23 protein-coding genes are annotated in these 25,371 nt (G+C 65.7%); 21 read left to right on the forward strand and 2 right to left on the reverse strand.

Going from position 1 to position 25,371, the window contains the following annotated elements; all coding sequences use genetic code 11:
* Nucleotides 1-243 precede the first annotated feature (243 nt).
* On the forward strand, nucleotides 244-1,044 hold the full coding sequence (locus tag DL240_RS13440; protein ID WP_111730422.1) for a hypothetical protein: 801 nt from the start codon (nucleotides 244-246) through the stop codon (nucleotides 1,042-1,044).
* Between the two features lie 62 nt (nucleotides 1,045-1,106).
* Here the strand turns inward: DL240_RS13440 and DL240_RS13445 are convergent, their stop codons facing one another.
* Together DL240_RS13445 and DL240_RS13450 are read right to left on the reverse strand one after the other, a co-directional pair.
* Complete coding sequence (locus DL240_RS13445) at nucleotides 1,107-1,607, reverse strand: DUF892 family protein (RefSeq protein WP_111730423.1); 501 nt, start codon at nucleotides 1,605-1,607, stop codon at nucleotides 1,107-1,109.
* 287 nt (nucleotides 1,608-1,894) lie between these two features.
* Nucleotides 1,895-2,200, reverse strand: a complete 306-nt coding sequence (locus tag DL240_RS13450) for a hypothetical protein (RefSeq protein WP_111730424.1) — start codon at nucleotides 2,198-2,200, stop codon at nucleotides 1,895-1,897.
* A gap of 582 nt (nucleotides 2,201-2,782) precedes the next feature.
* Between DL240_RS13450 and dnaN the strand changes: the two genes are divergently transcribed.
* The 20 genes from dnaN (at nucleotide 2,783) to hutH (ending at nucleotide 24,799) form a co-directional block, all read left to right on the forward strand.
* Nucleotides 2,783-3,907: a DNA polymerase III subunit beta gene (gene dnaN, locus DL240_RS13455; protein WP_111730425.1), complete on the forward strand. Its 1,125-nt coding sequence runs from the start codon at nucleotides 2,783-2,785 to the stop codon at nucleotides 3,905-3,907.
* Nucleotides 3,908-4,083: 176 nt separating this feature from the next.
* Complete coding sequence (gene recF, locus DL240_RS13460; RefSeq protein WP_111730426.1) at nucleotides 4,084-5,232, forward strand: DNA replication/repair protein RecF; 1,149 nt, start codon at nucleotides 4,084-4,086, stop codon at nucleotides 5,230-5,232.
* A 610-nt stretch (nucleotides 5,233-5,842) separates the two neighbouring features.
* Nucleotides 5,843-7,360, forward strand: coding sequence for a class I SAM-dependent RNA methyltransferase (locus DL240_RS13465; RefSeq protein WP_158542561.1), 1,518 nt, complete (start codon nucleotides 5,843-5,845; stop codon nucleotides 7,358-7,360).
* A 176-nt stretch (nucleotides 7,361-7,536) separates the two neighbouring features.
* Complete coding sequence (locus DL240_RS13470; protein WP_111730428.1) at nucleotides 7,537-8,376, forward strand: hypothetical protein; 840 nt, start codon at nucleotides 7,537-7,539, stop codon at nucleotides 8,374-8,376.
* Nucleotides 8,377-8,455: 79 nt separating this feature from the next.
* Nucleotides 8,456-9,457 carry a GTP 3',8-cyclase MoaA gene (moaA, locus tag DL240_RS13475; protein WP_111730429.1) on the forward strand — a complete coding sequence of 334 codons (1,002 nt, stop codon included), beginning with the start codon at nucleotides 8,456-8,458 and terminating at the stop codon, nucleotides 9,455-9,457.
* A 3-nt stretch (nucleotides 9,458-9,460) separates the two neighbouring features.
* Complete coding sequence (locus tag DL240_RS13480; RefSeq protein ID WP_111730430.1) at nucleotides 9,461-10,198, forward strand: molybdenum cofactor biosynthesis protein; 738 nt, start codon at nucleotides 9,461-9,463, stop codon at nucleotides 10,196-10,198.
* Between the two features lie 50 nt (nucleotides 10,199-10,248).
* Nucleotides 10,249-11,163, forward strand: coding sequence for a cyclic pyranopterin monophosphate synthase MoaC (locus DL240_RS13485; protein WP_111730431.1), 915 nt, complete (start codon nucleotides 10,249-10,251; stop codon nucleotides 11,161-11,163).
* Between the two features lie 269 nt (nucleotides 11,164-11,432).
* A complete protein-coding gene (gene kamD, locus DL240_RS13490; RefSeq protein ID WP_111730432.1) occupies nucleotides 11,433-12,998 on the forward strand; it encodes a lysine 5,6-aminomutase subunit alpha in 1,566 nt (521 codons plus the stop codon).
* Between the two features lie 169 nt (nucleotides 12,999-13,167).
* Nucleotides 13,168-13,656 carry a hypothetical protein gene (locus DL240_RS13495; protein ID WP_111730433.1) on the forward strand — a complete coding sequence of 163 codons (489 nt, stop codon included), beginning with the start codon at nucleotides 13,168-13,170 and terminating at the stop codon, nucleotides 13,654-13,656.
* A gap of 300 nt (nucleotides 13,657-13,956) precedes the next feature.
* The gene (locus DL240_RS13500; RefSeq protein WP_111730434.1) at nucleotides 13,957-14,481 is read left to right on the forward strand and encodes a DUF3015 family protein; all 525 of its coding nucleotides are present in this window, start codon (nucleotides 13,957-13,959) and stop codon (nucleotides 14,479-14,481) included.
* 142 nt (nucleotides 14,482-14,623) lie between these two features.
* Nucleotides 14,624-15,145, forward strand: a complete 522-nt coding sequence (locus DL240_RS13505; RefSeq protein ID WP_111730435.1) for a hypothetical protein — start codon at nucleotides 14,624-14,626, stop codon at nucleotides 15,143-15,145.
* Nucleotides 15,146-15,311: 166 nt separating this feature from the next.
* Nucleotides 15,312-15,761 carry a hypothetical protein gene (locus DL240_RS20505; RefSeq protein WP_233497069.1) on the forward strand — a complete coding sequence of 150 codons (450 nt, stop codon included), beginning with the start codon at nucleotides 15,312-15,314 and terminating at the stop codon, nucleotides 15,759-15,761.
* A 174-nt stretch (nucleotides 15,762-15,935) separates the two neighbouring features.
* Entirely contained in the window at nucleotides 15,936-16,889 is a 954-nt protein-coding gene (locus tag DL240_RS13515; protein ID WP_158542562.1) for a calcium/sodium antiporter, read from the forward strand.
* Between the two features lie 49 nt (nucleotides 16,890-16,938).
* Nucleotides 16,939-18,612: an NAD+ synthase gene (locus DL240_RS13520; RefSeq protein ID WP_111730437.1), complete on the forward strand. Its 1,674-nt coding sequence runs from the start codon at nucleotides 16,939-16,941 to the stop codon at nucleotides 18,610-18,612.
* 147 nt (nucleotides 18,613-18,759) lie between these two features.
* On the forward strand, nucleotides 18,760-19,527 hold the full coding sequence (locus DL240_RS13525) for a hypothetical protein (RefSeq protein WP_111730438.1): 768 nt from the start codon (nucleotides 18,760-18,762) through the stop codon (nucleotides 19,525-19,527).
* 174 nt (nucleotides 19,528-19,701) lie between these two features.
* Nucleotides 19,702-21,069, forward strand: a complete 1,368-nt coding sequence (locus DL240_RS13530) for a tetratricopeptide repeat protein (protein ID WP_158542563.1) — start codon at nucleotides 19,702-19,704, stop codon at nucleotides 21,067-21,069.
* 79 nt (nucleotides 21,070-21,148) lie between these two features.
* Complete coding sequence (locus DL240_RS13535; protein ID WP_199589816.1) at nucleotides 21,149-22,537, forward strand: dipeptidase; 1,389 nt, start codon at nucleotides 21,149-21,151, stop codon at nucleotides 22,535-22,537.
* Nucleotides 22,521-22,850, forward strand: a complete 330-nt coding sequence (locus tag DL240_RS19675) for a hypothetical protein (RefSeq protein WP_146618294.1) — start codon at nucleotides 22,521-22,523, stop codon at nucleotides 22,848-22,850. The genes DL240_RS13535 and DL240_RS19675 overlap by 17 nt, the downstream gene beginning before the upstream one ends.
* Nucleotides 22,847-23,218 (forward strand): DUF423 domain-containing protein, encoded by a 372-nt coding sequence (locus DL240_RS13545; protein ID WP_111730442.1) that lies wholly within the window; start codon nucleotides 22,847-22,849, stop codon nucleotides 23,216-23,218. Before DL240_RS19675 ends, DL240_RS13545 begins: the two co-directional genes overlap by 4 nt.
* A gap of 3 nt (nucleotides 23,219-23,221) precedes the next feature.
* Entirely contained in the window at nucleotides 23,222-24,799 is a 1,578-nt protein-coding gene (gene hutH, locus DL240_RS13550) for a histidine ammonia-lyase (protein ID WP_111730443.1), read from the forward strand.
* The last annotated feature ends 572 nt before the right edge of the window (nucleotides 24,800-25,371 follow it).

Raw genomic sequence — 25,371 nt, forward strand, 5'->3', positions numbered from 1 at the left:
CTTGAGCACCTCCAAAGGCACCGGCTTCTTTGCTTTGAGTATCAAGAAGCGCGCTCTGTGCCGAGCCCTCAATGCCCCGGGTGATGACGATCGACGCCCGGCCCACGCTCGGCCATACTCTGGCCACGCTCCACACGCTGGCTCCGGGCCCCGCACATCCGCGGGCGCTCGTGCCCCCGACTTACCGCCCCCTTCGACCGCGACGCCGCCCTGTGCCTCCCACGGCGTTCCCGGAGACGTGCCATGGCCCTCAAAATCCTCATCCCCGCGCTGATCGTCACGACGCTGGCCTTCATCCTGGTAAAAACCGACCTGGGATTCGACGAGCTTGAGCTGATCACGGGCCTGGCGCTCCCGATTCTGCTGATGGTGGCGGCCTACTACGATCGCCTCGACCGTCAGCGAACCGAGCGGGCCTGGCGCGCCTGCGCCCGGGAGCTCGACCTCACCCTCCAGAGCAGCGCCCGGGCCAAAGCCCGACTCCGCGGCAGCTACGCCGGCTATCAGGTCGTGCTCTCGTCCCGCATGGAAAAAATTCGCCGCGGGCGAAGCAACGACCCCGAGTACTTTATGGCCGTGGAGACACGTCTCCACGACCTCTGGCGCGACGAGGGACGCATCCAGAAACGCGACCGTCTCCAGATCTATGAAGACCGGCCCCAGAAGCCCAAAACCCGCTCCTTCGCCGCCGAAGTCCGGCTCTCCGGTTCGCGCAGCGAGCCGGTTCACGCCCTGCTGCAACGCGACGACGTGCAAAACGCCCTCTTTGAGATGAGCCGCAGCGCCAACGACCTGCGCATCCTGGCCGGGCGCCTTTACGTGGAGCGCCACCAGACCCCGATGCATCCCGATGAGCTGCGCGACTTTCTCCAGGAAGTCATCCAGCTGGCGAAGCTGCTCGACGCCCGCGCCCGGGCGCTCGACGAGCAGAGCGCGACCACGCTCGACGACGCCACCCGGGAGGCCACCGAGACCACCGAGACCACCGAGACCACCGAGGCCCGGCCCCACACCGACGAGGCGCCGGCCCCGGGGCACTGGTAAGCCCCCCCGGGACGAGCCTGCCTCCCGGCTCTCCCCTGGCGTCCTCGGCCGGCCGGGCCCGCTCAGGTCTGCAAAAGGTCGTTTTCAATCCCGGACTTAATAATCAGCGGGAGGTTGTCGTTGAAGTACGCCAGCATCGAGCGCTCATCCTCTAAAATGTCGCTGCAGATGCTGACGATCTCCTCCTCTCCCAGCTTTTCAGCCAGCGTGGAGATGGCCTGATACACGGCGATCTCCAGCTCCTCACTCGACGACCCCACCAGGGTGTCGGCGATAAAGGGGTTGTCCATAAACCCGGTAAACCCGGCCTGTGCCGCCCCCAGAAATCCAGACGCTTTGGCCTGCACATTGGGGGGTTCGGCGCCCAGGTCTTTGAGGCAATGCTCCACAAGCCCGGCGTGGCGCTCGGTCTCGATCTTGTGGGTGTTGAGCCGGGCATGAAGCTCGGGAAACTCGGTGGCGTGTTCGGCCTGCCGGCCAAGCGCCTTCATCAGGGCGACCTCAAGGGCGTAGGCCCCCTGAAGCCACCGGATCAAAAGCTCGCGATGGTGATCACCGGTCATAACGACTCCCTGGTGCAAAACTTCGGGCGCCGCTCCTCGGCGCCACGAGCCGCCATCGGCTCGCCAGCTAAAGATTCGCACGGGGGCAGAAATCCAAACGCCTCGCCAGGCTCCCCCCTTGTCATCCCGGGCCCTGACGCGTCGGGTAATAGTGCAGCGAGTTCGCCAGCGGGGGGGGGCCTAAACATGCGACCGGGGCGCTCTATGTAAGAAGCGCCCCGGTTACGTGTGCCTCCACGTGGATCACCAGGTGGGTCTGTAAACTTTCGCCGGGGCGGCCCCGGGCCCTACCACTCCACCCGGTCTCCCGGGCGCAAGCTCCCGTCGTAGCCCGGCTCCGGAGCGGCTCCGCGCTTCTGACGAGCCTTGCGCGCATTCCACGCCGCGCTGCCCAGAAAGGCCGGCGTGGCCACCACGCATAAAGGGCAGAGCAGCGTGCCAAAGGCCGCCAGGCCCGCCACGCTCAGCGCGCCAATCGCCCCGCCAAAGATCGTATGCTCCTTGGCCCGGCGGCGATACGGGCACTCCTCTTCGGTGGGCTCGTTTGTGGCGGAGGGGGACGCCATCGATTCAGGGGTGTTCTGCGTGCTCATGCAACCTCCAGACATTCGGGTTCATCGGGTTCATCGACACTTTCGAGCTACCTTCACCCTTATGAACACCCCACCCTCCCGCATCCTTCCACCTCCCCGGCCCCTCTGCCTCGGGGCGCCTCGCCAGCCGAAAAGGGCCCGAACCACGCATTTCGATCTGTACGCGATCAAAAGAGAATCCCACCCCCTGTGGAAAACTCTGTGCGAAACCCTGTGTTAAAGCTGTTAATCCACAGGTGGAAAACCTGGGTATTTCTCCCTCGGATCCTTCTCCCCAGTTCTTACACACACTTTCCCCTCCCCATCTGGGGAAAATTAACGACGTAAAAACAGGCCCTTAGAGCGCCTCTCCACATTTCCACAGGCCCTACTTCTTCTACGTACCTCAAATACAACAATCCTTTTTTGTCTCTGGGTAGAAGATCCGTGGCTGTGGAAAACTTTCGGACCTGCGAGGGGCGCAAGCTCGCGAGTTCTAAGGCCGATTGGCACTTGAAACCCTCTTCAACCTGTGATGGATTGTCTGGGATTTAGACCCGGGAAAACTCTGGTCCCCAACACCTCTCCGTGGAGACGCGCCCCATGAAGATTCGGATTTCCAGCAAGATGCTCACTCAGGAGCTCTTCAAACTTCAAGGCGTCGTCAGCCATCGCAGCACGCTGGCCATCCTGTCCAACGCGCTTCTGGTGGCCGAGGGCGACACGCTGACCCTGCACGCCACCGACCTGGACATCTCAGTGTCCACCTCCTGCACCTGCGAGGTACTGGAGCCGGGCAAAGTCACCCTGCAGGCCCGCAGCCTCTTCGACATCGTCAAAAACCTCGAAGAAGACATGCTGACCCTGGAGACCGAGGAGAACCACTGGGCCCGGCTCAAGAGCGGCAACGTCAACTGCCGCATCGTCGGCACCCACGCCGATGAGTTCCCCCATCTCCTCGACATCAGCGGAGTGGAGCTTTTCCCGATTGGCATCCGTCGCCTCCTCGACATGATCGAGAAGACCCTCTTCAGCGTCTCCACCGACGATGCCCGCGCCAACCTCACCGGGGCCTTCTTCAAGGTCACCAACGAGAAGACCCTGCTGATGGTCTCCACCGACGGCCATCGCCTCTCCAAGATCGAGACGAAGCCCGAAGAGTTCGACGCCGGTGGCGACATCCCCGCCGCGCTCAACAAGGGCATCATCATCCCGCGCAAGGGCCTGGCCGAGATCAAACGCACGGTCGACGCCAAGGGCGATGAGCTCAGCTTCGGCATCATCGACAACAACATCGTCTTTAAGAGCGGCCCGATGAGCCTCTCGGTGCGCCTGATCGAGGGCAGCTTCCCCGACTTCACCCAGGTGCTCCCCCGCGAATCCGAGCACCGGGCCATCGTCGAAAAAGACGTCTTCCAGCAGGCCCTCAAGTTCGTCAGCCTCTTTGCCAGCTCCAAGACCAACAACGTACGCATCTCGCTGAGCGATGAAGGCCTGGAACTCTACGCCTCCGACCCCGACCGCGGCGAAGCCACCAAGGTCGTGCCGATGCAGTACGGCGGGCAGGCTGTCAAAGCCGGCTTCAACTACCGCTACCTCAACGACGTGGTCAGCGCGCTCGACGGCTCCGAGGTCTCCATCGAGATCATCGACACCCTCTCCCCCACGCTCATCCGCGACACCCAGCGCGACGAGATGCTCTTCGTCGTCATGCCCATGCGCCTCTGATCTTTTCGATTAGGGTTTTTCAATTAAGGGAGTTGTTCCGTGTCCGGGCAGCTTTCTGAGTAAATGAGTTAGCGCGCGCCTCCGACGACCTTCGCCGGGGGCGTTCGCGTTTTCTGCTCAGGGCACCGTCGCTCTCTTTGAATCCACTCGCCGCACCCCCCCGAGATATTTTAGCGATGCTTCTGGAAGCCCTCCGACTGCGCGATTTTCGCAACCTGCAGCACGTGATGTTGACGCCGAACCCGCGTTTCAACGTGATTGCCGGTCCCAACGGTCAGGGCAAAACCAACCTCCTGGAAGCCATCTACCTCTTGAGCGCGGTGAAGAGCTTTCGCCCCGGCACGACCAACCGCGCGCTCATTCATTTCGAGCGCACGGAGGCTTCGCTGGAGGCCCGCGTGGAGCGCGGCGGCCATGAGCGCCTGGTGCGCCTGGAGATCTCCGAGCGCGGCAAAAAGGTGTTTTTGAATGAGGGGCAGGTCCGCAACATCTCGGACTTTTTCGGCACCCTGAACGTCGTGATTTTTGGGCCGGATGATATCGGCATCCTGCGCGGCTCCCCCTCGGAGCGCCGTCGCTTCATGGACCGCGCCATCTTCAACGCCCACCCGGCCTTCTCCACCGAGTCCACCCATTACGAGGACGTGCTCAAGCACCGCAACGCGCTCCTCAAAGAGCCCCGGGTGGACCCGGCGCTGCTGGGCGTCTACGACGAGCAGCTCATCACCTACGGCGCTCAGGTTCTGCGCCGTCGCCTGGACTTCATCACCCATTTTCGGCCGGTGCTCACCCGCACGTTTTCGACAATTTTCGACCCCTCGCTCGCCGCCGACCTCCGCTACGCCCCGAGCTGGCTCGATGAGGGCGACGATGCCTTCGATGAAGCCGCCGCCCTCCAGGCCCCGCAGTATCTGGAGCGCTCCCTGGAGCAGGCGTTGAGGCGCACCGAACGCGAGGAGCGCGAGCGCGGCTACACGTTGATCGGCCCCCACCGCGACGACCTCCACACCACGCTGGGCGGCCACGACGTGCGCACCTTCGGCAGCCAGGGCCAGACCCGCGCCTTCGTGCTCGCCATGAAGATCGCCGAAATCACCTACCTGGAAGAGCGCTACCATTTTGCGCCGATTCTGCTGCTCGACGACGTCTCCAGCGAGCTCGACCGGCAGCGTAACCGCCTCCTCTTCGACTTTCTGCGCAGCCGCACCCAGGGGCAGGTCTTCATCACCACCACCCACCGCGATTTTATTCTGCTCGACCAGAATTTGAGTATTTTTGATGTGCAGGGCGGTCAGGTCGTCGAGCGTGTTTCCGACGACGCGTAGTCGACCCGACAAAAGAAACCGTCGTATCGCTCAACATGATGGTCAGAAGCGAGCGACGCGGCCTTCGCCGGTTGAAACACCCCTGTCGAAGGGAACGACGCGGCCTTCGCCGGTTGAAATTGCCTTCGTGAAGCGAGCGTCATGGCTTTCGCCGGTGAACATAGCTTTCACGAAGCGAGCGTCATGGCCTTCGCCGGTTGAAATAGCCTTCGTGAAGCGAGCGACATGGCCTTCGCCGGTTGAAATAGCCTTCGCGAAGCGAGCGTCATGGCTTTCGCCGGATAAAAGAGGTGTTACGAAGCGGGTGACGCCTCTGTTTGAAACGCAACGAGCCCCGTCGAAGGGAATGGCGTGGCTCTTTCATCCAGCGAGACGCGCGTCGAAGGGACTCCCACGGCTCTTTTAGACGGGGCATGCCGCGTTGAGCGCTTTGACAAAGGTGCTTCAACCGGCGGACACCTCGACACAGCGAATGTCAGGACGCGTTCAAAACGAAATAACGTGGCGGACTGCCCGACACAGCAGTTTTAATTTAAAACCATGGCGTCGAAGCGCATACATCAAGGCGATCGACGCATTTGAGCCTCAACGCCTGAAGAGAGCAAAACACATGATTCTGGAGCTTAGCCGGGGATTTCGACACGGCGATGAGGTCGAGCTGACCATCGACAAAATGAACGAGCGGGGCTTAGGCGTCGCCTTTGTCGAGACGGTCATCGGCCCGCAGAAGATGGAGAAGCGCTACGAGGTCTTTGTGCGCAAGGCCATCCCCGGCGACCGGGTGCGCGTGCGCATCGATAAGACGCGGCGCAAACGCGCCTCGGCCACCCTGCTGGAGATTCTGGAGCCCTCGCAGCTGCGCATCGAGCCGCGCTGCCGCCACTTTGGCACCCGCGAAGAGGCCGAGAAGGGCTGTGGCGGCTGCACCCTGCAGTCGATGCGCTACCGCCATCAGCTCGCCATCAAAGAGCGCCTGATCAAAGAGAACTTTCAGCGGGTGGGCCTCGACCCCGGGCTGGTGCTCCCGCTCAAGGGCATGGATGAGCCCTGGTACTACCGCAACAAGATGGAGTTCACCTTCGGCGACGACGCCGAGCGCCACTTCGCGCTGGGGCTTTACCCCTCGGGCTACAAATTCGAGATCCTCAACCTTCAGGAATGCCACCTGCAGTCGGAGTTCGTCTCGCGTTTTGTGCCGGCGATGAGTCATTTCTGCGCCTCGGTGGGGCTTGAGCCCTACCACAGCCGCCGGGACGAGGGCTGGCTGCGCAACCTGACGATCCGCGAGGGCAAACGCACCGGGGAGGTGATGGTGGAGCTGATGACCAGCCCGGCCACCGAGGTGCGTCTGGGCACCGAGACGGTCGATGCGGAGCAGGCCGCGCGGGCCTTCGCCGCCGAGGCCCAACGCCTGGCCTCGGAGTTCGGGCGGCCCATCACCTCCTTTTACTGGTCGCGCTACATCGCCGAAAAGGGCAGCCGCACCCGCATCGAAGAGACCCTGCTCCATGGCGAGCCGGTGTTGAGCGAGGAGATGCACCTGCCTGGCGAGCAGAGGTTGCGCTTTGAGATTCACCCCCGGGCCTTTTTTCAGCCCAACACCCTGCAGGCCGAGCAGCTCTACGCCGAGGTCATCGAGCGCGCCGGCCTGCTCGACGCCGATAGCCCCAACCGGCCCCAGACCGTGCTCGACCTCTACTGCGGCACGGGCACCATCGGGCTCTGCCTGGCCCCTTATGCCGAGCGCGTGCTCGGCATCGAGCTTCAGCCCGACGCGGTGGACAACGCCCGCAAAAACGCCACCGACAATCAGATCGACAACGCCACCTTCTTTGTGGGCGATGTGGGCAAGGTGCTGGCCAGCCCCGAGTTCATCGAGGCCCGCGGCGACGCCATCGACCTGGTGGTGGTCGACCCGCCCCGCTCCGGGCTTTTTGACCAGGCGATTGAACAGATTCTGGAGATCGCCGCCCCCACGCTGGTCTACGTCTCCTGCAACCCCAAAACCCTGGCGGACAACCTGGTGGCGCTCACCGCCGGGGGCTACCAGCTGGAGGTCGTGCAGCCGGTCGACCTCTTCCCGCAGACCTACCACGTGGAGAACGTCGCGCTCCTCACCCGTCGCTGAGGCCACCGCCCGCGCAGCTCCCCGAGAACTCGAAGAACTCGAACCTGTCGACCGACTCGGTCGGGGCGCTTCGCTTTGCGCGGCCGCCGCTCGCTGGTAGCCTGCGGCCGCTGAGAAGCTCTTTTCCACCTCTCTCGTCAGGCTGATCTGACGACTCTTCGGGTCCTGAGGCTGCGATGAACTTTGATCTCTTACTTCTGGTGGTGCTCCTGGCATTTGGGGCCGTGATTGTGGCGGTGGTGTACCAGAACGTCATGCGCATGCGCGGGCTTCTGGCCAGTCGCACCATCTGGAAGTCGCTCGGGGAGAAGTTCAACCTGGCCTACGACGCTTCGCTCTCGGAGGCGCGCGAGCAGCTGACGGGGGCGCATCGCGCCTGTCCCTTGAGCATCACCGGGCAGGGCGATCCGCTGAGCGACGACTACCAGATCGAGGTCGAGGTGACGCTCGACCCCTCCCTGCACCCGGCGCTGGTCCTGGTCTCGGAGCCTCCTCCCGGGAGCGGCCCCTTCATCGAGAGCGCCCGCGTCGAAGGCCCCGCCCAGGCCCCGGAGCTTCTGAGCCAGGCTGACCTGCGGACCGCCTGGGACGAGGCCGCCGCCCGCTGCCAGCAACTCGGCGTTCGCGACCAGCGCCTGCGCCTGCTCCGCACCGGCCCGCTCAGCGACGAAGCCGAACTCGAAGCTCTCACCGAGCTGGCCGTCAACCTGGCCATCACGCTCGAAGAGGTCAGCAAACCCTTTACCAGCCTGCTCGCCACGGGTTACCCCCGGGCTCTGGACGCTCCCGAGGTTCAGATCGGCCAGATGCCCATTCACGGCGCGCTGCGGGCCAACGCCGCCAGCCCCATGCGCGGCGATTTTTTTGAGAAAAAGGCCGGTTTCCCGGTCGTCGGCGAGTGGGACCGCTCCGGGGAGCGTCGGGCGGTTCGGGATGTTCCGGCGCCCGACGAGCGTTCGCCACTGGCCACCGTCACCGAACGCAGTGAGCAAGGCGAAGACGGCGACCTCTCCTGAGGTCGCCGGGCTGGACAGTGGGTTTTGGCCCACTACACTGAGCGCCGACCTCGTGTGTTCCCCTGCCAGCAGTCGGCCTATGAACCCTCCCCCCCTCTCCTCGTCGTTGATCGATTCCTTTGGACGCGCGCATCGCTCGCTGCGCGTCTCGGTCACCGATCGCTGCAACCTGCGTTGCTCCTACTGCATGCCGGCCCAGGGCCTGCCCTGCTCGCCACGCTCCGAGCTCCTGAGCTTTGAGGAGATCACCTTCGTGGTCGGCGAAGCCTGCAAGCTGGGCGTGCGACGCATCCGGCTGACCGGTGGCGAACCCCTGCTGCGCCGCGATCTGCCCGAGCTGGTGCGCATGCTCAAAACCCGCACCGCCGTGGCCGATGTCGCGCTCACCACCAACGGGCTGCTCCTCGACCGCCACGCCGCCGCGCTCAAGGCCGCCGGCCTGGATCGCGTCAACGTCAGCCTGGATTCGCTGGACCCGGAGCGCTTTCGCGAGATCACCCGCAACGGCACCTTCGAGCAGGCCTGGCGCGGTCTGGAAGCCGCCCTGGAGCAGGGCTTTGCCCCGGTGCGCGTCAACACCCTGCTCCTGGCCGGGATCAACGACGATGAACTCGACCGCTGGATCGAACTCACCCGCACCCACCCGGTCGACGTGCGTTTTATGGAGATCATGCCCATTGGCGAGGGCGCGCTGCACGCCCGGGCCGGCCGCTTTGTGAACTTGAGCGCGTTGATCGAGCGCCTGATCGAGACCCGCGGTCTGGAGCCGGCCAGCGCCGCCATCGGCAACGGACCGGCCCGCTACTACCGCGCCCCCGGCGCCCGGGGGCGCCTGGGCTTCATCACTCCCATCTCCAATCCCTACTGCAACACCTGCGCCCGGCTGCGCCTGACCTCGACCGGGGAGCTGCGCGCCTGTCTGGCGGTCGACCAGCAGGTCAGCCTCAAGCAGGCCGCCCGCGCCGGCGACGCCGCCGGGCTGCGGGCGCTCTTTGAACAGGTCGTCGCCGAGAAACCCGCCGGCCATCAGTGGCGCGAGGGCCACGTCACCGCCGCCGGCATGTCGGCCCTGGGAGGCTAAGCCATGAGCATCACGATTCAGGTACGCTTTTACGCCGGGTTGGCCCAGCGCGCCGGCTGCCGCGAGGCCACGCTGGAACTTGCAGATGGCGTGGCCCTCCCCGACCCCCGGGTCGCCGACGCGCTCGCTGCGGTCGCCGGGGCCTTCCCCACGCTCCGCGGCATGCTCGACCGGGTGGCCGTGGCGCTTGACGATACCATCGTGCATCGCGAGCACCCCCTGCGCGCCGGCGCCCTCCTGGAGCTCTTGCCCCCGGTCAGCGGCGGCATCGACCTCCTCGCCAGCCCCTCACGCTGGCTCTCCGAGAGCCCCCTCGATCTGGGCGAACTCCTGGCACAGACCGAGGACCCGGCCGGCGGGGGCCTGGTGATCTTCAGCGGCGATGTGCGCGACCATAACCAGGGCCGGGGCGGCGTCACCGCCATCACCTACGAGGCCCACCCCTCCATCGCCGCCCGCGTGCTCGCCAGCATCGAAGACGAGGTCTGCGCGCGCTTCGATGTGCTGCGCTGCCGCATCCAGCACCGCACCGGCCGGGTGGAAGTAGGCCAGGCCTCGGTGCTCGTGGTCTGCCGCGCCGCCCACCGCGCCGCCGCCTTTGAAGGCGCTCGCCATGCCATCGACACCCTCAAAGAGCGCACTCCCATCTGGAAACTCGAACATTACGACGACGGCTCCAGCCGCTACCTCGACGGCACTCCCCTCTCCCCGGAGAGCGACCCCGGGTCTGAGCCGCGCTAACCGACGCTCCGCTTTCACAGGCCCCCACCAGGCCGCACACGAGTTCATCCATGAAAGACATCACCCACAAACCCACCAGCGAGCGCTTCGCCCGCGCCCAGGCGATGCTGCGCATCGACCCGGCCATCCTCCGGGCCACCGGCCACGGGCGCAACACCGACAAGGGCGACGCCATCGAGGCCTCCCGCGTCGCCGGCATCATGGCCGTGAAACGCACCTGGGAGGCGCTGCCCTTCTGCCACCCGCTGGCGATCACCGCCTGCGACGTGCACTTTGAGTTTCTCGACGAAGGCATCTACCTGGAGGTCAGCGCCACCTGTGTGGGCCCCACCGGCGTGGAGATGGAGACCCTCTACGCGGCCAGCGTCGCGGCGATGAACCTCTACGACATGCTCAAACCCCACGCCTCGGCCGACACCGGGCTGATCAGCGTCACCGACATCAAGCTCGTCGAAAAACGCGGCGGCAAGAGCGATTTCCGCGACCCGGTCAGCGTGCGCGCCGCCATCGTGGTCACCTCCGACGCGGTCGTCAGCGGCGTCAAAGAGGACCGCGCCGGGCATATCGTCCGCGATCGCCTCCTCAAAAAAGAGGGCGTCGACATCGTGGATTACATCGTGCTGGGCAACGACCCGGCCCCCATCGCCCAGACCCTGGACGCCCTCCTGGCGCGCGACCTCGACCTCATCGTCACCGTCGGGGGCACCGGTCTGGAGCCCCACGCCCGCACCGTCGAGGTGGTCGAGCAACGCATCCAACGCCCGATCCCGGGTATTATGGAGGCCGCTCGCCAGCACGGTCAGGCCCGCACCCCCCGGGCGCTCCTCTCCCGCGGGGTCGCCGGACAGGCCGGCCATTGCCTCCTGGTCACCTTCCCCGGCTCCTCGGCCGGCGCCCGGCAGACCTGCGACGCCGTGCTCACCGGCCTGCTGGCCTCGGTACGCCCGGCCCCTTCGTCATCCTAAAGCCCCGGGAGAAGCGCCCTTAAAGCGCGATGTTTCACGTGAAACGCGCCGTTTTAGAGTCGTAAGTTGTTGTCATTGCATCATAAATGAGCAGATGGCGTCTTCGCCGGGCGCCCGGGCGCCTGGTGTCTCGAAGGCTTCGCGGGCCGGGAGACTCGACTCCCGGCCAACCAGGCGGTAAACGCCCTGGTGAACCTTTTTTAAGCGCGCTCGAGCCACTCGCCGGCCGCACCATCCGACCAACCCCTCCAGCCTCCCGAGTCTCACCTATGAGTTCTAAGCTGAACCTCGATCCCGAGATCATCGACCGCGCTCGCCAGGCCGCCAGCGACATCGCCGACACCATGGACGCCTTCATCCGGGAGCGCACCACCGTGGCCATGGAGCGCACCACCCTGCGCCTGCTCGGGGTGGACGGCGTCGATCAGGACGATGTGCCCCTGCCCAACGTGGTCGTCGATCACGCCCTGGAGGCCGGCCTCCTGGAGGAGGGCATCACCCGCCATCTGGCCCGCGCCATCGTCGAGACCGGCCGCGATGCCCAGACCGTCGCCCGGGCCATCGCCGAGGATGACCTGCGCTTAAGCGAGCTCCCCCTGGTCAGCGAGGAGCGCATCGTGGAGGTCGGCGACGAACTCGCCACCCGGGCCCTGGCCCGCATCGCCGAGCGCCGCGCCGAACGCGACACCTTTTTAGAGCGCTACGAGCAGCGCGCCGCTCCCCTGCACTACGTGATCGTGGCCACCGGCAACATCTACGAAGACGTCGTCCAGGCCCGCACCGCCGCTCGTCAGGGCGCCGACATCATCGCCGTAATCCGCTCCACCGGGCAGAGCCTGCTGGATTACGTGCCCTACGGCCCCACCACCGAGGGCTTTGGCGGCACCTACGCCACCCAGGCCAACTTCCAGATCATGCGCGAGGCCCTGGATGAGGTCGGCCAGGAGTTGGGCCGTTACATCCACCTCTGCAATTACTGCAGCGGCCTCTGCATGCCCGAGATCGCCGCGATGGGCGCCCTGGAGCGCCTGGACATGATGCTCAACGATGCCCTCTACGGCATCCTCTTCCGCGACATCAACCCCCGGCGCACCTTCATCGATCAGTACTTCAGCCGCATGATCAACTCCGCGGCCGGCATCGTCATCAACACCGGCGAGGACAACTACCTCACCACCGCCGACGCGGTGGAGGCCGCTCATACCGTGACGGCCAGCCAGTTCATCAACGAGCAATTCGCCCTGCGCAGCGGCCTGCCCCCCGAACAGATGGGCCTGGGCCACGCCATGGAGATGGACCCCACCATCGAAAACGGCTTCCTCTTTGAGCTGGCCCAGGCGCAGCTCGCCCGCGAGCTCTTCCCCGGCGCCCCCCTCAAGTACATGCCCCCCACCAAGTACATGACCGGCAACATCTTCCGCGGTCATATCCAGGACGCCCTCTTCAACCTCATCGGCTCCTGGACCGGTCAGGGCATCCAGCTCCTGGGCATGATGACCGAGGCCATGCACACCCCGCATATGGGCGACCGCTACCTGGCCCTGGAAAACGCCCAGTACGTGATGAACAACACCCGCCAGCTCGGCGACGAGATCGAGTTCAAGCAGGGCGGCATCATTCAGAGCCGCGCCCAACAGGTGCTCGCCAGTGCCTGCCAGCTTCTCGAAGAGGTGCGCGACCAGGGCATGTTCGACACCCTGGCCGCCGGCAAGTTCGCCGACGTCTTCCGCCCGGTCGACGGCGGCAAGGGCATGGCCGGCGTGCTCCGCCGCTCCCCGGACTATTACAACCCGGTCGAAGACGGTCTGCGCCGCCGCCTGAACCTCCCCGACTAACGCGTCACCTCAGGTCGACCGCCCCACGATCGCCCGGATGCTCCCTGCATCCGGGCGTTTTTTATGCCCCGGGTCCTCCGGCTGGACGCACCCCCCTCATCAAGGGTATAGAGAGGGCTCCATTTTATGATTGTTGTACGTATCCGACTTCGTTCGCAGGAGATCTCTGATGAAGATGTTTTCTCGTACTCTGATGGTTGCGCTCACCCTGACCATGAGCCTGGGCTTCACCACGCCGGCCTTTGCCCAAGACGACGTGAGTGATGGAGACGTGGTTGCCGCCTTCACCACTACCAGTACCACCTGGTCAGCGGTGATCACCGTTCCCGTCGGTCTGACCGTTCTGCTGGTCGTGCTCCTGACCCGCTCCTCCTCGGAGCTGGAGACTTATATCCAGGAAAACAACGTCGCTCTGCAGCACGACCTGCACATGGGCGGCGGTCAGACCACCGCCGAGCTGGCCAGCTTTTTCAACGTGCCCGCCGACCAGCACGCTGAGTTCGCGCAGATGCTCACCGGCGTCCGTGCCGACCTCATCCCCCTGACCGATATCAACACCCTGAGCTCCGAGCGCGCCGGGGAGTTCGCCTGGGTGATTTACGAATCCATGATGGAGCGCCCCACCCTGGCCCAGCACCTCCCGCGTCTGGCCGGCTAACACGCGCCGATACATCCACTCTCCGGAGTTCGCTCCGGAGGCGGCAAAAAACCGGGCCCTCGGGCCCGGTTTTTTTGTTCGCATCAAGCAGATGGAAGGCCTCTATCCCCCATGAACGGTGTGCTCGCGCATAAACGATGTGCTCGCGTTTCCGAGGCCTCGCCAGACGCCGGCAGTGCGTGGCGACTTCCCTGCCGGGCTGGCGGGGCATCGAGAGAATCAGTAGGGTCAGCCGCTGCTAAACATCTTCTTTCATACCGCCCAACGCTGTTTAACCCTCATGTGCTTCCGAGTCCTGACATGACGCCGACCTTTCCCTCGATTCGCACCCTCCTCGCCATGCTCCTGGCGAGCACGACCCTCCTGGTGAGCACCCCGGCCTGGGCCAATGATACCGTCTCTACGGGGGGCCCCTCGGGCGGCGGTTCGTACAACGAGGGCATGGCCATCTTCTACGGGATGATCTCCTCGTACACCGGGTTCACGACCACGGTGGCCGGCGGCATCACGCTCACGGTGCTACTTGTGGTCAAGTCGGTGGCCGACGTGGAGCATTACGTCGGTGAAAACGCCGTGGCGCTTCACCACGACCTGACGATGGGTCAGGGGCCCGCGCTCCGCGATCTGGCGGCGATCTTTGCGGTTCCCCACGACGAAGAGGCGCGTTTTGCCGGGCTGCTGCGCCAGGAGCGCGAGACGCTGGTGGCGCTGATGAACGCCGACACCTTTGACCGGGCGCGGGCCCAGGCCTTTACCGCGGTGGTGCTCGACGCCATGGGCAACGACCCGGTGCTTCGGGCCAGCATACCGCAGTTCCGCTCCTGAGCCGGCGCCGCGCGGCCGCGCGAGATTCCGGCGGCCGCGCGGTGCGTCTTGCGCATCACCAGCGGCCTCGGTAGCGTCAAAGGCGTTCAACGTCGTCAGTAAAGAGCTCGCCAGGTGCGGCGAGCCAGCAGTGGAGTGCTTTATGACCGTGAAGGTGTTGTCTTCGATCGCTGCCCCCTCCCTGCCCCGTGTCCGCCGGACGCTGGTCGCCGCGGCGCTGCTCCTGATGGTGCTCCCCGCCTCAGCCGCCGCGCAGAGCGAGCCGACCAACGGCACACCGCTCTACGACAACATCTTTTCGACTTCGACCTCGACCACCACCACCGCGGTGGTGGTCGGCGGGGTTGTGCTCACCGTGGCCCTGGTCAGTGACAGCAGCGCGGCGCTGGAGGGTTACCTCGAGCAGAACGCCGCTCTGGTGCAGCACGACCTCTATCTGGGAGCGGGCCTGGCCAGTGAGGACCTGGCCCATCTCTTTGGCGTGCCGACCGAGCAGCATGCGACCTTTGCCGCGTTGCTCTTTGAGGAGCGCGAACACCTCGGTCCCCTCTGCGACCCGGAGACCCTTTCTCCGGAGCGCGCCCGCGCGTTTGCCTCCCGGGTGCTCGTCGCGATGGCGCATCACCCCACGCTGGCCCAGCACCTTCCCGCCGCGGAGTCCTGAGCCTCTGCCCACCCGCTGGCGGCTCCGGCGCAGAATAAGGCACCCGGCTCAGCCCTTGTTCTTGGGGGAGGTTCCGGGCGAGGAGTGCTTTTCAGTCCGCGCCCCGGGCCCATCTTCTTGAGGAGCCTGCGCTCCAACGCCAACGTCACAGGCCAGGGATCTGCTCATGAGTTCTTTTATTAAAAACGCCGCCGAAATCGCCGCCTCGCTCAGCGCCGAGGGCGGCAAAAACCTCTGGCGAGAGATCGGCGAAGACGCGCTCAAAAAGGCCGTCTCGACCTTTGTCGGTGAAGGCGTGAAGGCGGTGGTGGACCTCTGGAAGGCCCGGCAGGTCAAGGAACTGGAGCGCGAGTACAGCGCCCGGGCCCGCGAAGATCAGGCCGCGGCCTCACCGGCGGTCGAGCCGGGCCCGGTCCCCGCGCCGGCGGCGCCGAAGGTCCCCGAGTCGCCGGAACTCCCCGAGTCGCCGGAACTCCCCGAGTCGCCGGAACTCCCCGAGTCGCCGGAAGGGCCTGACAGCCCCGAAACACCCGAAACACCCGAAACACCCGTGATCGAGCGCCCTCCTCAGGACGAGGAAGCCCCCCGCTCGGAGCGCTTCAAGTTCTCGTCTTAAGATGAGATTTTCCTTCGCTTCGGCTCGCCGCCGCCTTGCAACCCCCGACAATTAAAGTAGGTTGACCCGTCCTGACGTGGGTCCTGGCCGCGCAAGTTCTGCGTAGGTATTCGGCGTTCTGTACGTCGCGCGGGGCCGCTGCCAATGGCTCAACTTTTCGGGAGTAGCACCTTTATGGATCCGATCCTTCTTGCTGTGGGCATGGTCATCGCCGGCCTGGTTCTTCTTTACTTCGGCGCCGAAGGGCTCGTCGGAGGCGCCAGCTCGCTGGCGCTTCGCCTGGGCATCACCCCGCTGATCGTCGGTCTGACCGTGGTCTCCTTTGGCACCAGTGCCCCGGAGCTCCTGGTGGGGCTTATCGGCAGCGACGACGTGAACCTGGGCAACGTGGTGGGCTCCAACGTGGCCAACATCGCGCTGATTCTGGGGGTGGCCGCGGCCATCAGCCCGCTGAAGATCGAGACCCGCGTGGTCACCCACGAGCTGCCGATTATGCTGGCGGCCACCGGCTTCTTCATCGCCCTGGCCTTCGACGGTGAACTCACGCGCCTGGACGGTGTGCTCCTCCTGACCGCGATGGCGGCCTACATGGTCTACATGTTTCTGGGCGCGCGCCGCGATATGAAGCGCCTGGAGGCCATCGTCGGTGACGACTTAAACGACGCCGACGCCAAACAACGCAGCGTGGTGGTCGATACCCTTTTGATGGTCGGGGGCATCGCCGGCCTGGCGCTCGGCGCCAAATGGATGGTCGACGGCGCCACCACCATTGCCTCCTCCATGGGCATCTCCGAGCTGGTCATCGCGCTGACGGTGGTCGCCATCGGCACCAGCCTCCCGGAGCTGGCCACCTCGGTGGTCGCGGCCTTCCGCGGCGAAGCCGACATCTCGGTGGGCAACGTGGTGGGCTCCAACATCTTCAACCTCCTCTTTGTCATGGGCGTGGTCGCCTGCTTCGGGACCATCGTGGTGGGACCCGACGCGCTCAACATCGACCTGTGGGTGATGGGCGGCATCAGCCTGCTCCTGTGGCCGCTCTTGCGCAGTGGGCACAGCCTCAAGCGCTGGGAGGGCGTGCTGATGGTGGTGGGGTATCTGGTCTATACCGTGACGATGTTCATGCGCTGAGCGGGCTCGGCGTGGTCTTTTTCTTCTCCTTTGAGTGGCGTCCTCTCCCATGAACCAGACCTCTTCTCTGCGCATTGCCCTGGCCCAGCTCAACTTCAAGGTCGGCGATCTCGATGGCAACGTCGCCCGGTTACGCGACGAGATTGAGCGCGCTCGCCAGGGGGGCGCCCAGCTCCTCGTGACCTCGGAGCTGGCGCTGACCGGCTACCCGCCGCGCGACCTTCTCCAGCGCCCGGACTTCATCGACGCCCAGCTCAAGACCCTCGACGCGCTGGCCCGGCTCACCGACGAGGACTTCGGCCTCATCGTGGGCTACGCCGATCGCAACCCCCATCACCAGGGCCGGGAGCTGGTCAACGCGGCGGCCTTCTGCCTGGGGGGACGCGTGCGGCAGCGGGTCTTTAAGCAGCTCCTGCCCGAGTACGATGTCTTCGACGAGGCTCGCTATTTTGAGCCCGGTGAGCCCGCGTCGCTGGTGCGCTTTAAGGGGGTGAAGCTGGGGGTGAGCATCTGTGAGGATGCCTGGGCGCGCCATCAGCACTGGGAGCAGCCCCGCTACGCAAAAGACCCGATCGAGGCGCTGGTCAGCGCCGGGGCGCAGGTGTTGATCAACATCTCGGCCAGCCCCTTTGCCCGCCAGAAGCGCGCCGCCCGCGAGGCCATGTTCCGCGAGCACGCCGAGCGCCACCGTCGCCCGCTGATCTTTGTGAATCAGGTCGGCGCCACCGATGAGCTGATCTTCGATGGCAACTCGGTGGTCATCGACGCGCAGGGAGAGATCGCCGCGCGCCTGCCCGGCTTTGCGCAGAGCTGCGAGCTGGTCGAGGTGAGCGCGCAGGGGGAGGTGACCCCGCATGAATCGGCCGACACCGAGCCCCGCAGCGACATCGCCGAGCTGCGGGCGGCCCTGGTGCTGGGCACCCGCGATTACGTGCGCAAATCCGGCTTCAAAAAGGTTCTGCTGGGGCTCTCCGGCGGCATTGACTCGGCGGTGGTCGTCACCCTGGCCGCCGACGCGCTCGGCCCGGAAAACGTGCACGCCATCGCCATGCCCTCGCGCTTCTCCTCGCGCCATAGCCGCGACGATGCCCGCACCCTCGCCGGGAACCTGGGCATCGAGTTCGATGAGATCGGCATTGAGCAGCCCTTTGCCGCCTTCCTCGACCAGCTCGGCCCGCACTTCGGCGGCCGGGCCTTCGATGTGACCGAGGAGAACATCCAGGCCCGGGTGCGCGGGGTGTACCTGATGGCGCTGAGCAACAAGTACGGCAAGCTGGTGCTCTCCTGCGGCAATAAGAGCGAGATGGCCGTGGGCTACTGCACGCTCTACGGTGATATGTGCGGCGCGCTCTCGGTGATCGGCGACGTGCCCAAGCTCTCGGTCTACGCCCTGGCCCGGGAGTACAACCGCCTGGCGGGCTACGATCTGATCCCCGCCAACATTTTGGAAAAAGCCCCCTCGGCCGAGCTTCGCCCGGACCAGCGCGACGAAGACAGCCTGCCGCCCTACGAGGTGCTCGACGCCATCGTCGACCGCTACGTCGAGGCGCGCCAGAGCATCGACGCGATCATCGACGCCGGCTTTGAGCGCGCCCACGTCGAGCGAGTCATCACGCTGATCCGGCGCAACGAGTACAAGCGCGGGCAATCCGCGCCGATCCTCCGGGTCACCGCCAAAGCCTTCGGGACGGGCTGGCGCTACCCGCTGAATATCCCCGGGTAGGCGCCCGGCGAGCCCGGGGCTCAGGGGTGGCGAGGTGGCGAGCCTGGGGGGCGGATGCGATCCGGGGGGTGCTCCCCGGCCCGAAGATGTTTAGTTTTGGGGGCGTTAGACGCGTTTTCACGTGAAACACCCACCTTTGGAGCGCTTATGGAGACCTGGCGTCGCTTCTTAAACCACCTGGCGCCGCGCCAGGACGCCCGGCAGCCCTTTTACCCGGAGCGCCTGGAGCCGGTGGCCCCGGCCCTGCTCAACACCATGGACGTGCTCAGCGCCGCCTACCTGGGCGGGCGCCTGCTGGTGGCCATCGCCCTGCGCGGGGGCACGCGGCAGAAACCCTCCTCGTCGGAGCGCCTCGTAAAGCGCCTGCGCCGCGCCCTGCCCGAGGAGGTGGTGCACCACCTGGAGGCCGAGGCCGAGCTGATTCTGGAGTGGCTGCACGAGGCCGAGACCCGGCCGGACGCGCCGTCGCCACGCCACCCCGAGATCGATCTGATGCTGGCCGCCGACGTGGAGAGTCGCCTGGAGCTGGTGCGCCTGGCCCTACGCGAGGGCGCCGATCTCGAACTGGAGCGCTACGATCAGGAGGACCGTCGCTGGCTCCGCCACCGGGCCACTCCCCTGGAACTCATCGACGCTCAGGCCGGCGATCTCAAGAGCGCCGTGGTGCTGCGCGACGAGCGTGGCGAGTGCGTGGAGGTCCCCATCAAGGCCATCCGCTGGTTGATGCCGGTGAGTCCGCGCCAGGCCTCCTCCCCCGCTCCTCCTCCCGAGCCTCCCCCGGCCGAGGTGTTGAGCTTTCCCTTCGGGGGCCGCCGCCCTCGCCAGGCCCCCGAGCTTGTGGAGCCGGCCGAGGCCTCGGATTCAACCCCCTCGTCCTCTCCTACCGATGCGCCCCCGAAGGAACCGCTCGACTAGCCCCATCCCCCGCGCTGCCCTACCGGCGCCTGACCAGCGGCGCCTGGTCAGCTGCCCGGGGGGGCATTGCGATCGTGGAAGCTCCTGTGGGACTATGAAGGCGCCCGGCAAGGCTTTAGCCAAGAAGCCCCGGGCCGGTCGATGCCCTCCCCTGGCACTATCTCTGGAGATCCCGTGCGACATCTTCTCTCCTCATCTCTTCGCGATCTCGGTAGCTCCTCGAAGCCGCGCCGGCGCGCGCTGGCGCTGGCTCTGCTTTTGAGCTCCAGCGTGGCCTGCACCACCTCGGCCACCCGCTCCGATCCCGACCCCACTGAGAGCGTCGCGGTGAGCGAGCAGGAGGCCGATCCGATGCTGATCCGGGTGCGCGATGGCGAGTCCATCGACACCGAGGCCCTGGACTCCCAGGAGGTTTTTGAGAATGCCTACTTCGATTTTCAGGCTCGTCGCTACGAAGAAGCGCTGAGCAATTACCGCATCATCATCACCTATTTCCCCGAGAGCCGCTTCATGTTGCCCTCGCTCTACAACGCCGGCCTGGCGCTGGAGAACCTGGAGCAATGGGATGAGGCGGCCACCCTCTACCGGCGGATCATCGCCGAGTTCGCCGACACCACCGAGGCCATCAACGCGAGCTTTCGTCTGGCCCGCTCGCTGCACGAGGCCGGCGACTACCAGGAGGTGGTCGATCTGATGCTCGACGTCTCTCTGCGCGATCTGGACCACTTCGATCGGGTCGAGGCGCATGTGCGCCGGGGCAACGCCCTGCTGGAGCTCGAAGCGTGGTCGGAGGGCGCCGACGCGTTTGAAGCCGCGATCAACCTCAATCAGCGCGCGTCGGCCGAGGATAAGCTCCTGGAGAACAGCCACTTCATCGTGCAGGCCTACTTCGGGCTCGGGCAGAGCTTCCACGGGAAGATGGAGCAGGTGAAGCTGGTGCTGCCCACCGACAAGATGACCGAGGACCTCAACGCCAAGGCCGAGCTTCACCTGGCGGCCCAGGCCCAGTACCTGCGGGCGTTGCGTCAGCATCACCCCTACTGGTCGGTGGCCGCCGGGTACATGATCGGGCGCCTCTATCAGGATTTTTATCTGGACATCTTCTCGGCCGAGATCCCGGAGGGGCTCACCGAAGAGCAGCTCGAGATCTATTTTGAGGAGCTCCGGGGCACGATTCGGGTGGTGATGGAGCGGGCGCTCAACGTGTACGAGCGCAACCTGGGGCTGGCCCGGCGCATTGTGCAGTCGCCGGATGCCCAGGCCTGGATCGAGGCCACCGCCCTGCACTTGAGTCGGATGCGGGCGCTCCTCGACGACCCGATGGTGCATCGCCGGGCCGAGGCCATCGTGCTCCGCGGGGGCTCGCTCGAAGATGAGCTCTTTGATGTGCCGGCCTTTGCCCGCGAGCAGGTGCGTCACGCGCTGGCCCGAGCCCGCGACGCGGTGCGCCAGCAGGAGCCGCCGCAGGTGGCCCTGGCCGCGCTGCGGGGCCGCACGCGCCAGGCTCGCGACTTGCCTCGGTCGGTGGGCGCGGGGTACTAAGGCCGGGTCTGATCTCGCGCGCCGGCCCCCCGATCGCGGTGGAGCGCCGGCGCCATCGATCCCCCACCCCGGAGGCCTCTTGAGCACCCCCGACACCGACACCCTTCAGGCCATTGACGCGTACCTCAACGATAACGAGGCGCGCTTCTTAGACGAACTCTTCGAGTTTCTGCGCATCCCCAGCGTGAGCACCGATCCCGAGAACGCGGCCGACGTGCGCCGCTGCGCCGAGTGGCTCATCGAGCACCTCCAGGGCATCGGTCTGAGCACGGTGGAGCTCCACGAGACGCCGGGTCACCCCATCGTCTACGCCGAGCACCTGGGCAAGGAGGGGGCCCCCACCCTGCTGGTGTACGGGCATTACGATGTGCAGCCCCCCGACCCCCTGGAGCTGTGGACCACCCCGCCCTTTGAGCCGCAGGTGCGCGAGGGCAAGATCTTTGCCCGGGGCGCCACCGACGATAAGGGGCAGGTCTTCTGCCACATCAAGGGGCTGGAAGCCTGGCTCCAGACGGTGGGCGAGCTGCCGATCAACGTGAAACTGTTGATCGAGGGCGAAGAAGAGGTCGGGAGCGTGAACCTGGACCACTGGATCGCCGCTCATAAAGAGCGTCTGAGCTGTGACGCGGTGGTGATCAGCGACTCCTCGATGTTTGCCCCGGGGATCCCCTCGATCACCTACGGGTTGCGCGGGCTGGCCTACCTGGAAATGACCGTGGAAGGCCCGGATCACGACCTGCACAGCGGGCTCTTTGGCGGCGCGATCCCCAACCCGATCAACGAGATCGCCGGGATCATCGCCCGGCTGCACGACGATAAGGGACAGGTGGCCATTCCGGGCTTCTATGACGACGTGATCGCGTTGAGCGATGAGGAGCGCGCTGACTTTGCCGCCCTGCCCTTTGATGAGGCCGGGTTCCTCGAAGAATCCGGCGCCGCCGCGCTGCGCGGGGAGTCGGGTTACACCACGCTGGAGCGTATCTGGGCGCGGCCCACGCTGGATTGCAACGGCATCTGGGGCGGGTTCACCGGGGTGGGCGCCAAGACGGTGCTCCCCGCCAAGGCTCACGCCAAGTTCTCCTGCCGTCTGGTGCCGGGACAGGATCCGGAGCGGGTGGCCGAGCAGGCCGAGGCCTTCGTGCGCGAGATCGCCCACCCCTCGGTGCGCGTGACCGTGACCCCGCATCACGGCGGCAAGCCCGTGCTCACCGAGCGCGACGCCCCGGCGGTGCAGGCGGCCACCCGGGCGCTGAGTCGGGTCTGGGGCAAGGAGGCGGTGTTCACCCGCGGCGGCGGCTCGATCCCGGTGGTGGCGACCTTCTCCGACATCCTTAAGGCCCCCACCGTCCTCATGGGGCTGGGGCTGGAGGATGACCGTCTGCACAGCCCGGATGAGAAATTTAACCTGGAGAACTTCTATGCCGGCGTGCGTGCCAGCGCCTACCTCTGGGATGAATCCCAGAGCTAAGCAAAGGGCTCGCCAGGGGGGGCTGGCCCCGGGCGGCGCGCTCTGGCTGGTGGCCCTGGCGCTGTGGAGCGGGTGTGATGCCGCTCCTCCTCCCGAGCCTGAGCCCGAGCCCCGGGTGGCCCGGGAGCACGCCCGGGTGCGCGCGGCGTATCACGCCGGCTGGGTGCGGCGAGTGGCCGACGAAGTGATCTTTTTGCACCCGAACTCCGAGCGGCAGCGCAGCGCCCGCAAGGCGCAGCTGCTGCTCGATGAGCTGATGGAGGGCGCCCCCGAAGGGGCGCCCTCCCCTCAAGGCGACGAGGAGACACCATGAAAACCTTTGCGATGCTCGGCAGCCTCTTTGGCATGCTGGCGGTGGTCACCGGCGCGTTTGGCGCCCATGCCCTGGCCAATAAGGTCGACGCCCGGATGCTCGAGATCTGGGAGACGGCGGCGCATTACCAGATCGTGCACGCCCTGGCGCTCTTTGCCGCGGCCTGGCTGGTGAGTCAGACCCAGTCGACGGTGGCCATTGCCGCCGGGTGGTGTTTCACCGCCGGGATCCTGGTGTTCAGCGGTTCGCTCTACCTGATGGTCTTTACCGGCGCGCGCTGGCTGGGGGCGATCACGCCCATCGGCGGCACCGCGATGATTGTGGGATGGTTCTGCTGCATGCTCGCAGCGCTCAAACTGGGGAGTTAACCCGTGGTTGATGCCGTAGTATTAGGTCAGCGCCTGCTGAATCTGGAAGATATTGAGGACGTGGTCTACCACCGCAAACCGGTGGAGCTGGCCCCCGAAGCAATCGTGCGCATCGACGAGGCCGCGGCCTTCGTGCGGCAGATGGCACAGAGCGGCAAGGCGGTCTACGGAGTGACGACCGGGTTTGGTGCCAACCGCGACCAGGTCATTCGCCCCGAAGACGCCGAGCGCCTGCAGGTCAACCTGATCATGAGCCACGCCTGCGGCGTGGGGCCGGCGCTCGATGTGGATGTGGTGCGGGCGATGATGCTCCTGCGCATTAACGCCCTGGCCCAGGGCAACTCCGGGATTCGCGCCTCCACCCTCCAGGTGCTCATTGAGATGCTCAACCGCGGGGTGCACCCGATCGTGCCGGAGCTCGGGAGCGTGGGGGCCAGCGGCGACCTCTGCCCCCTGGCGCATATGTGCCTGCCGATGATCGGCCTTGGCGAGGTGCAGATCGAGGGGGTGACCTACACCGCCGAAGAGGGCATGAGCCGGGCCGGACTGGAGCCGGTGCGCCTGACCTACAAAGAGGGCCTGGCGCTCCTCAACGGCACCCAGGCCATGACGGCGCTGGGCGTGGTGGTCGCCCTCTCCTTCCGTCCGCTTCTGGACTGCGCCGACGCCATCGGCGCGATGAGCCTGGAGGCGGTCGGCGGCCGGATGGAAGCGCTGGACCCGCGCATTCACGCCATTCGCCGCCGCCCCGGACAGATGCTCAGCGCCAGTCACGTGCGCTACATGCTCGAGGGCAGCGAGCTGGCCGGGGCCGCCCCGGGCACGGTGGAGGGCAAGGTGGAGTACGTGCAGGACTCCTACTGCCTGCGCTGCATGCCCCAGGTGCACGGGGCCAGCCGCGACGTGCTCGACCACGTGATCAACGTGCTGATGACCGAGGCCAACGCCGTCACCGACAACCCCCTGGTCTTTGTGCCGGATGCCTTCCAGGAGGGCGCGATCCTCTCCGGGGGTAATTTCCACGGGGAGCCGGTGGCCATGGCGCTCGATTACCTGAAGCTGGCCATCGCCGAGCTCGGCTCGATCTCGGAGCGGCGCTCGGCCAAGCTCACCGACAAGTACTTCTCCGAGGGGCTCCCGGCCTTTCTGGTCAACGAGCCCGGCCTCAATTCCGGGATGATGATCCCGCAGTACGTCGCCGCCGCGCTGGTGTCCGAGAATAAGAGCCAGAGCCACCCGGCCAGCGTCGACTCCATCCCGACCAGCGCCAACATGGAAGACCACGTCTCGATGGGGATGCACGCCGGTCTGCACGCCTACCGCATCATGACCAACGTGGAGCGCGTGCTGGCCATCGAGTATCTAATCGCCGGGCAGGCCCTGGATCTGCGCGAGGGCTACGCGCTGGGTAAGCGCACGCGCCAGGCCCTGAAGAGCCTGCGCCAGAAGGTCAGCTTTATGAGCGAAGACCGCGTGCTCTACACCGATATCAACCACGCCACCGAGCTCATCCGCCGCGGCATCCCGGCCGATTGCCTGGTCGATTACGAGACCGACCACGAGGCCATTCTTGGCGAGTGATGCGGGTTTTTTGTTCATGGAGTGATTCTGGCTGAGGGGGAGATTTACCTGAGTAAAAGAGGAGGGCGATGCGCGACCGAGGGTCGTGCATCGCCCTTTCTTTATGCGGTTTTTTGTTCATGGAGTGATTCTGGCTGAGGGGGAGATTTACCTGAGTAAAAGAGGAGCTAAGGGGCCTGAGCTGTCGATCTGGTTGGCCAGAAGGGGAGCTAAGGAGTCTGAGTTGCCGCTCTGTTGCGAACAGAAGAGGAGCTAAGGGGTCTGAGTCGCCCTTCTGTTGAGCCCAGAAGAGCAACTAAGGGGTCTGAGTCGCCCTTCTGTTGAGCCCAGAAGAGCAACTAAGGGGTCTGAGTCGCCGCTCTGTTGAGCCCAGAAGAGGAACTAAGGGGTCTGAGTTGCCGCTCTGTTGAGCCCAGAAGAGGAGCTAAGGGGCCTGAGTTGCCGATCTGTTGAGCCCAGAAGAGGAGCTAAGGGGCCTGAGTTGCCGATCTGTTGAGCCCAGAAGAGCAACTAAGGGGTCTGAGTTGCCGCTCTGTTGAGCCCAGAAGAGGAGCTAAGGGGTCTGAGTGGCC

Origin of the sequence: Lujinxingia litoralis, assembly GCF_003260125.1 — a bacterium.
In the GTDB taxonomy this organism is placed as follows: domain Bacteria; phylum Myxococcota_A; class Bradymonadia; order Bradymonadales; family Bradymonadaceae; genus Lujinxingia; species Lujinxingia litoralis.

Excerpts from the sequence above, each read along its gene's own strand:
- DL240_RS13495 (WP_111730433.1), top strand. The coding sequence starts at position 13,168 with ATGAAGATGTTTTCTCGTACTCTGATGGTTGCGCTCACCCTGACCATG.
- moaA (WP_111730429.1), top strand. The coding sequence starts at position 8,456 with ATGAACCCTCCCCCCCTCTCCTCGTCGTTGATCGATTCCTTTGGACGC.
- DL240_RS13505 (WP_111730435.1), top strand. The coding sequence starts at position 14,624 with ATGACCGTGAAGGTGTTGTCTTCGATCGCTGCCCCCTCCCTGCCCCGT.
- DL240_RS13525 (WP_111730438.1), top strand. The coding sequence starts at position 18,760 with ATGGAGACCTGGCGTCGCTTCTTAAACCACCTGGCGCCGCGCCAGGAC.
- DL240_RS13480 (WP_111730430.1), top strand. The coding sequence starts at position 9,461 with ATGAGCATCACGATTCAGGTACGCTTTTACGCCGGGTTGGCCCAGCGC.
- DL240_RS13545 (WP_111730442.1), top strand. The coding sequence starts at position 22,847 with ATGAAAACCTTTGCGATGCTCGGCAGCCTCTTTGGCATGCTGGCGGTG.
- DL240_RS13465 (WP_158542561.1), top strand. The coding sequence starts at position 5,843 with ATGATTCTGGAGCTTAGCCGGGGATTTCGACACGGCGATGAGGTCGAG.
- DL240_RS19675 (WP_146618294.1), top strand. The coding sequence starts at position 22,521 with ATGAATCCCAGAGCTAAGCAAAGGGCTCGCCAGGGGGGGCTGGCCCCG.
- DL240_RS13450 (WP_111730424.1), bottom strand. The coding sequence starts at position 2,200 with ATGAGCACGCAGAACACCCCTGAATCGATGGCGTCCCCCTCCGCCACA.
- DL240_RS20505 (WP_233497069.1), top strand. The coding sequence starts at position 15,312 with ATGAGTTCTTTTATTAAAAACGCCGCCGAAATCGCCGCCTCGCTCAGC.
- DL240_RS13470 (WP_111730428.1), top strand. The coding sequence starts at position 7,537 with ATGAACTTTGATCTCTTACTTCTGGTGGTGCTCCTGGCATTTGGGGCC.
- recF (WP_111730426.1), top strand. The coding sequence starts at position 4,084 with ATGCTTCTGGAAGCCCTCCGACTGCGCGATTTTCGCAACCTGCAGCAC.
- DL240_RS13445 (WP_111730423.1), bottom strand. The coding sequence starts at position 1,607 with ATGACCGGTGATCACCATCGCGAGCTTTTGATCCGGTGGCTTCAGGGG.
- DL240_RS13485 (WP_111730431.1), top strand. The coding sequence starts at position 10,249 with ATGAAAGACATCACCCACAAACCCACCAGCGAGCGCTTCGCCCGCGCC.
- DL240_RS13500 (WP_111730434.1), top strand. The coding sequence starts at position 13,957 with ATGACGCCGACCTTTCCCTCGATTCGCACCCTCCTCGCCATGCTCCTG.
- dnaN (WP_111730425.1), top strand. The coding sequence starts at position 2,783 with ATGAAGATTCGGATTTCCAGCAAGATGCTCACTCAGGAGCTCTTCAAA.
- kamD (WP_111730432.1), top strand. The coding sequence starts at position 11,433 with ATGAGTTCTAAGCTGAACCTCGATCCCGAGATCATCGACCGCGCTCGC.
- DL240_RS13440 (WP_111730422.1), top strand. The coding sequence starts at position 244 with ATGGCCCTCAAAATCCTCATCCCCGCGCTGATCGTCACGACGCTGGCC.
- DL240_RS13520 (WP_111730437.1), top strand. The coding sequence starts at position 16,939 with ATGAACCAGACCTCTTCTCTGCGCATTGCCCTGGCCCAGCTCAACTTC.
- DL240_RS13515 (WP_158542562.1), top strand. The coding sequence starts at position 15,936 with ATGGATCCGATCCTTCTTGCTGTGGGCATGGTCATCGCCGGCCTGGTT.